The following is a 9,670-nucleotide window of genomic DNA, read 5'->3' as shown; positions in this document are numbered from 1 at the left end:
GCCCCGGTGGCCGCCGCTACCCCTTCGGTCGCTCCGCCGGCCCCGACCCTGACCCAGCAGGTCGGCAGCGTGCTGCTGCAGGTGGCCAGCTTCGCCAGCCGCGACAACGCGACCCGTGCACTGGGCCAGCTCTCCACGGCCGGCATCGTCGGTGCCAGCCTCAGTGACATCGTCAGTGGTGGCCGCACCCTGTGGCGCGTGCGGGTGCCTGCCGCCGACCATGCCAGCGCGACGGAACTTGCCGGGCGCATCGCAGGTCTGGGCTTTGGCTCGCCGCAGATCGTAAAAGAATGAATGGCCGGCCGCGGCACGCCTGACCCCGTGCCGCCAGTGCATGGGCCTACAATGGCCCACCCCGCAATACCCTTCGAACTTCCCCCTTGGCGCCCCTGGAGCTTGTTGTCCGATGAAATTCCGCTTTGCCGCTGCCGCCATGGCCACGACGCTGTTCGTGGGCATGGTTTCCGCCCAGACCCCGCAGCCGGTTCCGGCTCCCGCTCCCGCTGCTGCCGCGCCGGCCGTCGTGGCGACGCCGCCGGCACCGGTGCCCAGCGTCTCCAAAGCCTGGATTCTGATGGACTACGCCACCGGCCAGGTGCTGGCCGGTGAGAACATCCACGCACAGCTGGCCCCGGCCAGCATCACCAAGGTGATGACCTCGTACGTGATCGCCGCCGAAGTGAAGAACGGCAAGGTGCGTCCGGACGACCAGGTCATGATGAGTGAACGCGCCTGGCGCGAAGGTGGTGCCGGCACCGACGGCAGCTACAGTGGCTTCCCGGTCAACCAGACCGCACGCCTGGAAGACATGGAAAAGGGCATGGCCATCCAGTCCGGCAACGACGCGGCCATCGCGCTGGCCGAACACGTGGCCGGCAGCGAGGAAGCCTTTGCTTCGCTGATGAACAGCTATGCCGCCAAGATCGGCATGAAGAATTCGCACTTCGTCAACGCGCATGGTCTGAGCGCGCCGGGCCACCAGACCACCGCCTTCGATCTGGCCCTGCTGGGCCGCGCGATGGTGCGTGACTACCCGGAAACCTACGCCTACAACAAGGTGAAGGAATTCACCGTGGGCAGCATCACCCAGCCCAACCGCAACCTGCTGCTGTGGCGCGATGCCAGCGTTGACGGCATCAAGACCGGTCACACCTCCGAAGCGGGCTACTGCCTGATGAGCTCGGCACAGCGCGGCGACCAGCGTCTGATCGCCGTGGTGCTGGGTGGCGCTTCGGAAAAGCAGCGTGCCGACGACAGCCTGGCGCTGCTCAACTGGGGCTTCCGCTTCTTCGAAACCCACCGCATGTACGAACCGGGCAAGGCAGTCACCGACCACAAGGTATGGAAGGGCCAGGCTGACACCGTGCAGCTGGGCGTGGCCCAGCCGCTGCTGGTGAGCGTGCCGCGCGGCCGCTACAACGATCTCAAGCCGAGCATCGATGTGCCCAAGACCCTGGAAGCGCCGTTCACCGCGGGCCAGCCGATCGGCACGCTGAAGGTCACCCTCGACGGCAAAGTAGTGGCCCAGGCCCCGCTGGTCGCCGTGGCCGCGGTGGAAGAAGCAGGCTTCTTCAAGCGCCTGTGGCACAGCTTCCTGATGTGGTGGGAATCGGAATAAGAAAAAAGGCCCGCATTGCGGGCCTTTTTTGTAGGGACACGCCATGCGTGTCCGCGAACCGCCCGTAGACCGCGAGGACACGCATGGCGTGTCCCTACGATGCCGGTCGTTTACAGCGACCTCGAAATCGTGAAGCTGCCATAGATCGGCGACTGCTCCTGCCCATCAAACTCGCGGGTGCTGTGGTAGCGGGCGAGGGCGAACTTCCAGCGGTTGTACATGATCGCCAGGCCGTAACCGGCCTGGGCCACGAACGGGCGCTTGTCCACGCTGTGGCTGTTGCGGAAGGTGTTGCCGTCCAGCGTGATGTCACGGATCACCCAGGCGGCGTCGGTGGTCGCAAACAGGTGGAACGACCAGCCACTGGGCTTTCCGCCGCGGGTCGGCGCGGTGTTCTCGCCGGCCGGGCGCAGCGGCGTGCTGCCGAAGTCGTCGGGCAGCTTCCAGCCGAAGCGCACTTCGCCACCGCCGTTGAGGTGGGTGGCCAGGTTGCCCACCGCCCCGCCGTAGTGGCTGATCGCATCCCAACCCCAGCCGCCCAGGTTCTCCGAGGCGTCAGCCGGCCAGCGACGCATGCGCTCATGGGTGAGCATGATCACCGGCTCGTTGTGCAGCTGGTTGTCCCAGCCCTGGAATTTCTCGTCGCCGAGCGCATCGTGCACGGCGTCCTGGACCTCCTCGCCCAGCGCCCACGGTCCGACCACGCCCAAGGTCAGCTGGGTGGTCTGCAGGCGGTCGCCGCGTCGCGCGTTGTAGCCGAAACTGCCGACCAGCACGCCGGCATAGGGACGGTCATCCTCGATTACGTCCCTGCGGGTGAAGTCCTTCGGCGTGTAGATGCCCTGGCCGAAGCTGAAGATCATGTTCTGCTGCTCGAACTCGCCCGGGGCCAGCCGCTCCAGATGGCGATTCACCCAGCGTGCCAGGCGCGGCAGGCACGGATCGTCGGTGTAGTCCACCAGGTTGGGGGACACCAGGGTGATCTGCGCCCCGTTGGTATAGCCCTGGTCCTGGTCGGCCCCCCCGAACAGATCGTTGTCGACGCGGAAATTGACCTGGGGCGGGTGGTCCCGCATCGCATCCGGTCCGCATTGTTCGGCCGCCTGCGCGACAGGCGCGGCCACCGCAAGCACACCGGCAAGCGCGGCCGGCAACGCAAAGGGCTTCAAATGCATGATTCTTCCGCTGTCTGAATTGGCTTATTTTTATGCGCAGACAGCGTAGTGAAGACGTGAGGCTGCCTCAACGCCGCGCATGCACTGGACTGTGCCGTCGGTGAAGGCGGATTTTCACGGATCGTTGGGCGACGCTGTGCGCACGATCCCGCTGGGCTTGGGTTTCGTCGTTTTCGTCCCCATAATCGCGCCATGGAAATCAAGTCTGACAACCCTGAACACGGCTTCCAGTTCCCCGGCCAGTTTGAGCTCAGCGCCATGGGCGCGGCCAACATCGGGTTGGAGCATGAACTTCCCCGTCTGCTCCAGGCCGCCGGCATCGATGTGCTGAAAGAGCGCATCAGCTGGAAGACCTCGTCCAACGGCAAGTATGTGTCGGTAAGGCTGGTGTTCAAGGCCGAGAGCCGTGAGCAGTACGACACCGCGCACGAAGCCCTGCGTGAGCATCCGGAAGTGAAGTGGACGCTGTAGGCGAGTGCATCCTTGAGGCCGCTGCCCCCGGGCAGCGCGCCGCACGTCCGGCGGTCGTGCGTGACCTCGGTCGCCAGCCCTACACCCCCGTCTGGCATGCAATGCAGCGTTTCACCGATGCGCGCACCGACGAGACCCCCGACGAGCTGTGGGTGGTCGAGCATGACCCGGTGTTCACCCTTGGCCAGGCCGGCAAGGACGAACACGTCCTGGCTCCGGGCGACATTCCGGTGCTGCACGTGGATCGCGGCGGCCAGGTGACCTACCACGGCCCCGGCCAGATCGTGATCTATCCGCTGCTGCAGCTGCGCCGGCTGGGAATCGGCGTGCGCGACTACGTCTGCCGGATCGAGCAGGCCATCATCGACACCCTGGACGAATGGAATATCGGCGCTGAACGACAGGACGGTGCGCCCGGCGTGTATGTCGCCGGGGCCAAGGTCGCCGCATTGGGCATCCGTGTCCGCCGGGGCTGCACGTTCCACGGCCTGGCCTTCAACGTGGCCATGGACCTGGAGCCGTTCCGCCGCATCAACCCCTGTGGCTACCAAGGGCTGCAGGTAACCTCGATGGTAGACTTGGGGGGACCGTCCGGCATGGCGGCCGTGACGCCGGTACTGCTGGGCCACCTGGCCCGTCAGTTCGGCCTGGACCTCCAGCCCACCTCTGAACTGCCCGATCTGACTGACGCGGCCTGACCGCCGCCGACCAAGGCCATGACTGAAACCACCGCTCGCATCATTCCCCTGCAGGTCGTGCAGGGCGACACGCCGTCCGCCGCCCCGTTGCAGGCCGGCGTCAAACAGCTGGGCGGTGACAAGATCGGCCGTTCGCCGGTGCAGTTCGCCGACGCCCCGGTGCTGCGCAAGCCCTCCTGGATCCGCGTGCGCATCCCGTCCGGCAATGCCGTGCAGACCCTCAAGGCCAAGCTGCGTGAAAACCGGCTGGTCACGGTCTGCGAAGAGGCCAGCTGCCCGAACATCCACGAGTGCTTCAGCCACGGCACCGCGACCTTCATGATTCTGGGCGAGGTCTGCACCCGCCGCTGCTCGTTCTGCGACGTCGCTCATGGCCGGCCCAAGCCGCCGGATGCCAACGAGCCGGCCAGCCTGGCCCAGACCGTGGCCGACATGGGCCTGAAGTACGTGGTGGTCACCAGTGTCGACCGCGACGATCTGCGCGACGGCGGTGCCCAGCACTTCGCCGACTGCATCGGCGCGATCCGCGCCAGCTCGCCCAATACCCGCATCGAGGTGTTGACGCCGGACTTCCGCGGCAAGGGCCGCATGGAGCGCGCGCTGGACATCCTGGCCACCAATCCGCCGGACGTGTTCAATCACAACATCGAAACCGTCCCGGACCTGTACCGCAACGTCCGCCCGGGTGCCGATTACCAGTGGTCGCTGACCCTGTTGAAGAACTTCAAGGCCCAGCATCCTTCCATCGCCACCAAGTCCGGGATCATGCTCGGCCTGGGCGAGGACATGGACCAGGTGCGTGCCACGATGCGCGACCTGCGTGCCCACGACGTGGACATGATCACCATCGGCCAGTACCTGCAGCCCACCGCCCACCACCACCCGGTCCTGCGTTACTGGACTCCGGAGGAGTACAAGGCGCTGGAGGACTATGGCTACGAGCTGGGCTTCAGCCACGTGGCCTCCGGCCCGATGGTGCGTTCGTCGTACCACGCCGACGTCCAGGCAAAAGGCGCGGGCGTCGCCTGAACCTGACCGCCGACCCACGGTCGGCGGCTACCCGGCAGGTATCGACCGTTGGTCGATGCGGGGCATCGCCGTTCACAAATCGATACGGACGTCGGTTTAGGCTGGAAATCCGCCGCAACTTTCGGCACTGTCGTGTGGTCTGATCCGCACGCAGTCTCCCCCTTGGCAAGGTGCCATGAGCAAGTTGATGAAATTCAAAGCCCCCGCATTCCTGATGGCCTTGGCGCTGACCGTGCCGCTGGCGTGGTCGGCCTACGCCGATTCCCCGGCCTTGCCGTCCGCCGCGACTGCCGACCAGGCGACCACCTCCAAGCTGGTTTACGGACTGCTTTCCGACAGCCGCTACGCTTACCGGCCGCGCGCGCTGGATGCGGCCACCTCCAAGGACGTGTTCAAGCGTTATCTGGAAACGCTGGACGGTAGCAAGCAGTTCTTCACCCAGGCCGACATCACCCGCTTTGCTCCGTTCGAAGCCAACATCAGCAACGCCATCCGTGGCGGCGAGCTGGAACCGGCTTTCCAGGTCTTCGCGGTGTACAAGCAGCGGGTGGGTGAGCGCGTCGGCTATGCGCGCAAGCTGCTCAAGCAGGACTTCGACTTCAGCAGCGACGAGCGCTTCGACTACGACCGCAAGGACGTGCCGTGGGCGGCTAGCACCGCTGAACTGGACGACCTGTGGCGCAAGTCGGTGAAGAACGACTGGCTGCGTCTGAAGCTGGCCGGCAAGCAGCCGGCCGATATCCGCAAGACCCTCGACAAGCGTTACGCGACCCTGGAAAAATCGGTCAACGAGCTGAAGGGCGAGGACGTCTTCCAGTTCTTCCTCAATGCGTACACCAGCGCGGTTGACCCGCACACCGACTACTTCACGCCGCGCACGGCCGAGAACTTCAACCAGGCCATGTCGCTGTCGCTGGAAGGCATCGGCGCGCAGCTGCAGCGCCAGGACGACATGGTGGTGATCCGCGAGATCATCGCCGGCGGTCCGGCTGCCGTGAACGGCACGCTCAAGCCCGGTGACCGCATCGTCGGCGTCGGGCAGGGCAAGTCCGGCCCGGTCGAAGACGTGATCGGCTGGCGGATTGACGACGTGGTCGCCAAGATCCGCGGCAAGAAGGATACCCAGGTGCGCCTGGAGTTCATTCCGGCCGAAGAAGGTGTCGACGGCAAGCACCACATGCTGGTGCTGACCCGCCAGAAGGTGCGACTGGCCGAGCAGGCCGCCAAGGGCGAAACCCTCACCATTCCGGGCAAGGACGGCGAACCGCAGCGCAAGGTCGGCGTGATCAAGCTGCCGACGTTCTACCAGGACTTCGAAGGCCGCCGCCGCAACGCGACCGACTACGCTTCGGCCACCCGCGACGTCGCCAAACTGCTGGCCGGTTTCAAGAACGACAAGCTCGACGGCGTGGTGCTGGACCTGCGCAACAATGGCGGTGGTTCGCTCGACGAAGCCATTGAGCTGACCGGTCTGTTCATCGAGCAGGGGCCGGTGGTGCAGGTGCGCGAATCGGGCGGTCGGGTGACCGTCAACAACGACCGCAGCGAAGCGGTCGCCTGGGACGGCCCGCTGGCCGTGCTGATCAACCGTGGTTCGGCGTCGGCGTCGGAAATCTTCGCCGGTGCCATCCAGGACTACGGCCGCGGTCTGGTCATCGGTGAAACCACCTTCGGCAAGGGCACCGTGCAGAACATCGTCGACCTCGACCGTTGGCCCAGCGGCGAGACCCAGCGCTTCGGCCAGGTCAAGCTGACCATTGCCCAGTTCTTCCGTGTCAGCGGCAGCAGCACCCAGCACAAGGGCGTGGTGCCCGACCTGGCGTTCCCGGCCAGCGTGGACGCCACCGAGTACGGCGAAAGCACTTACGACAATGCGCTGCCGTGGACCCGTATCGCCGCCGTGCCGCACACCCAGTACGGCAACTTCGGCCCGCTGCTGCCCAAGCTGGAAACCCGCCATGCCGCGCGTATTGCCGCCGACAAGGAATTCCAGTGGTGGAACGAGGACGTGGAGCAGTTCCGCACCGAAGCCGCCAAGAAGTACATTTCGCTCAATGAAGGCGAGCGCCGTGCCGAACGCGAGCGCCAGGAAAAGCAGCGCAAGGACCGCCAGGCCATCCGCAAGGAACTGGGCTTGGACCTGGACCCGCTGGCCGACGACAGCAATGACGACGGCCTGACCGGCAATGAGCGCGACATCGTCAAGGACGCAGCCCGCGAGAAGGCCGCTGAGAAGCGTCCGGATCCGCTGCTGCGTGAATCGGCCTCGATCCTGGCCGATGCGGTCAACCTGCTGGCCGAAGACCGCCCGCTGTCCGCACAGGTGCTGCCGCAGTCGACCGCCGTCGGTCGCTGGGCAGATTGATCGGGCAGGGCGCACGACCAACGGTCGTGCGCTACCGTGCGATCAATCGATGCGGGTCAGCAGGGCGCACGATCAATCGATGCGGGTCAGCAGGGCGAACGATCAATCGGTGCGGATGAATACCGGTAGGTCACGACCGTTGGTCGTGACCGGCGTGAACCAACCGATAACGAAGGGCGGGCCGATGTGCCGGCCCTTCGCTTTCTAGACCCCGCGCATACGGAAGCGGGTCTAAGCTGGGCCGAATCCGTTCCTGCAGGAGCGCCCATGCGGCTTTCCCACGCACTTCCCGCCGGTCTGCTGGCCGTTTCCCTCAGCGCCTGCGGCGGCCGCGCCGCCGACAGCACCCTGCTGCGCGAGTCGTTCGATTCCGGTGACACATACTCGCGTACCGTGCCCGGCTCGCCCGCCACCGCCTGCGAGGCGGCACGTCGTACGCTGCTCAGCCAGGGCTATGCGATTGCCCGCTACGGCGCGGACGCGGTGGAAGCCAACAAGAATTTCCAGCCAGGCGAGGATGAGCACGAGCAGCTGGTATTGCGCATCTCCTGCGCGCCGCGTGGCGACGAGGCGCTGGTGTTCATCAGCGCTGTGCAGGACCGCTATGCCCTGAAGAAAAGTCCCACGTCTGCCAGCGTCGGCGTCGGTGCGCTGGGGTCGGTGTCGCTGCCGTTCGGCAGCAATGACGATTCACTGGTGAAGGTGGCCAGCAGCACCGTGCAGGACGCCGACTTCTACCGTCGCTTCTTCGCACGCCTGCAGCAGTACCTGCCCGCCGCTGCGGCCAGTACACCGCCACCGCCGGCACCGGCCGACCCCATTCCGGCCACGCCGCCCGCACCCCCGGCACCTGCTGCTGCGCCGACACCGCCGGAACCGGTACCCGAGGCCACCCCTTCAACCGACATCCCCGCGCCGCAGGCCTGAGCAGGCGCGCGCTGTCGTGCATCGCACGTGGCTGCCGGCCATCACCTTGCGGTCGCCGCGATGGCGACGTCCGCACAGGCGGCAGACTGCACCGAAACGTTGCTGCGTGAACTGGGCTGGCGGATCGACACCACCTCGGCAACGCTGCCGCAGGTGCACGGAGGTGCGGTCTGTGAGCGCGCCGATCTGGCCGGGGCGCACGCCGCCGGCGACCTGCGTGCGCAGTTGCCGCGGCAATGGAGTGTCTCGCAGCGGCAGGCGTTTCTGCAGACGCTCATCGAAGACCCCGCCACCGTCTGCGCTTATGCCTTCGTACTCGGGCAGGCCACCGCGCGTGCCACCACCCGGCTGCAGGACAACGCGGGCTATCGCTTTTCAGCGCTGCAGCTGGGCTGGATCGGGTTTGGCATCGGCGGGAGTCAATCTCAGGGCTGGCAGGGATTCCGCAGCTTCGGTCGCGGCTATCAGCCCGCCGGCCGCAACAGCACCGCGCTGGAGGCGTTCTACAGCGGCCGCGTGCGCAGCGAATGCGGGGTAGGGCGGCAGGTGGCGCAGCTGGCCACCCAGCGCGAGCTGTACGGCGACGATGCCTTCGATGCGGAGTTCAGTCCGGGCGAGCTGTCCATCGGCACCTTTCTCACCCTGCACGACACCGACAGCATTCTGCTCGGCGCGCATGCCGGCGCGTTCCTGGCCGACGGCAAGGCCGTGCGCACCGCGCAGCGCGGACGCCAGGCCTTCATGGGCGCGCCCGGCTTCATCGAGCACGTGTTCGACAAGACCCACCTGGACGACATCAACAACCAGGCCGAGAACTTCGTGATCGTCGAGGTCAGCGCCGCCGCCGCGCAGGCGCTGCGCGAACACGGCGGCTTTGCCCACTACGACCGCGTCAACCGGCGCATCTGGGAACTGGCCGGGCAGCTGCCGGGCAACAGCGCCCGCCGCTTCGAGCGCCTGCTGTTCGAGCGCGATCCCGACCTGCGCCGGGCGCTGCCCGCCGCCCAGCGCCCGGTGCTTGCTGAACTGGACGCCTTGCTGGACGATCCGTTCTATCAGGGCTTCCTGATTTATGTGCACCCACGCGGTATACGTCCTGTGGGCTACCACGTGGTGCGCCTGCTCGACCGCAATCCGCGGACGCCATTCGCCTTCGAGCTGGGGCTGCACAACCTGCATACCACGCTGTATCGCCGTTGGATCGACGCCCGCCTGCGCCAGTGCGCGACGGGGTCGGCATCGCATTACAACCTGAGCAAAGGTGATTGATGGACATTGCAATGATTGGACTGGGGCGCATGGGCGCCAACATGGCCGAGCGCCTGCATCGCGGTGGCCACCGCGTGATCGGCGTGGATCCAGGCGAGGCGGCGCGCGCGGCTGCCGC

Annotated in this window: 10 protein-coding genes; 9 read left to right on the top strand and 1 reads right to left on the bottom strand. The window is 66.4% G+C overall.

The window, feature by feature from the left end:
- Positions 1-294 (top strand): SPOR domain-containing protein (locus EGJ34_RS18375; protein WP_148100519.1); only part of this gene is annotated, 294 nt, incomplete at its 5' end.
- Positions 295-406: 112 nt separating this feature from the next.
- Entirely contained in the window at positions 407-1,618 is a 1,212-nt protein-coding gene (locus tag EGJ34_RS18370) for a D-alanyl-D-alanine carboxypeptidase family protein (RefSeq protein WP_125361908.1), read from the top strand.
- Positions 1,619-1,728: 110 nt separating this feature from the next.
- On the opposite strand, the gene EGJ34_RS18365 is transcribed toward EGJ34_RS18370, so the two are convergent.
- Entirely contained in the window at positions 1,729-2,793 is a 1,065-nt protein-coding gene (locus EGJ34_RS18365) for a lipid A deacylase LpxR family protein (RefSeq protein ID WP_125361907.1), read from the bottom strand.
- Positions 2,794-2,985: 192 nt separating this feature from the next.
- Here EGJ34_RS18365 and EGJ34_RS18360 point away from each other — a divergent pair, with 192 nt between their 5' ends.
- The 7 genes from EGJ34_RS18360 to EGJ34_RS18330 form a co-directional block, all read left to right on the top strand.
- The gene (locus EGJ34_RS18360) at positions 2,986-3,264 is read left to right on the top strand and encodes a DUF493 family protein (protein ID WP_125361906.1); all 279 of its coding nucleotides are present in this window, start codon (positions 2,986-2,988) and stop codon (positions 3,262-3,264) included.
- Positions 3,252-3,962: a lipoyl(octanoyl) transferase LipB gene (gene lipB / locus EGJ34_RS18355; RefSeq protein WP_125361905.1), complete on the top strand. Its 711-nt coding sequence runs from the start codon at positions 3,252-3,254 to the stop codon at positions 3,960-3,962. Before EGJ34_RS18360 ends, lipB begins: the two co-directional genes overlap by 13 nt.
- A gap of 18 nt (positions 3,963-3,980) precedes the next feature.
- Positions 3,981-4,991: a lipoyl synthase gene (gene lipA / locus EGJ34_RS18350; RefSeq protein WP_125361904.1), complete on the top strand. Its 1,011-nt coding sequence runs from the start codon at positions 3,981-3,983 to the stop codon at positions 4,989-4,991.
- A 187-nt stretch (positions 4,992-5,178) separates the two neighbouring features.
- The gene (locus EGJ34_RS18345) at positions 5,179-7,356 is read left to right on the top strand and encodes a carboxy terminal-processing peptidase (protein ID WP_125361903.1); all 2,178 of its coding nucleotides are present in this window, start codon (positions 5,179-5,181) and stop codon (positions 7,354-7,356) included.
- A gap of 267 nt (positions 7,357-7,623) precedes the next feature.
- Positions 7,624-8,283, top strand: a complete 660-nt coding sequence (locus EGJ34_RS18340; RefSeq protein ID WP_125361902.1) for a DUF2242 domain-containing protein — start codon at positions 7,624-7,626, stop codon at positions 8,281-8,283.
- A 60-nt stretch (positions 8,284-8,343) separates the two neighbouring features.
- Complete coding sequence (locus EGJ34_RS18335; protein ID WP_125361901.1) at positions 8,344-9,552, top strand: hypothetical protein; 1,209 nt, start codon at positions 8,344-8,346, stop codon at positions 9,550-9,552.
- Positions 9,552-9,670: NAD(P)-binding domain-containing protein (locus EGJ34_RS18330; protein ID WP_185750238.1), on the top strand; the 119-nt coding region annotated here is incomplete at its 3' end. The genes EGJ34_RS18335 and EGJ34_RS18330, both read left to right, overlap by 1 nt.

Origin of the sequence: Stenotrophomonas sp. 278 (genome assembly GCF_003935715.1) — a bacterium.
Classification (GTDB): domain Bacteria; phylum Pseudomonadota; class Gammaproteobacteria; order Xanthomonadales; family Xanthomonadaceae; genus Stenotrophomonas; species Stenotrophomonas maltophilia_AH.
This window is presented reverse-complemented; position numbering and strand designations above follow the sequence as displayed.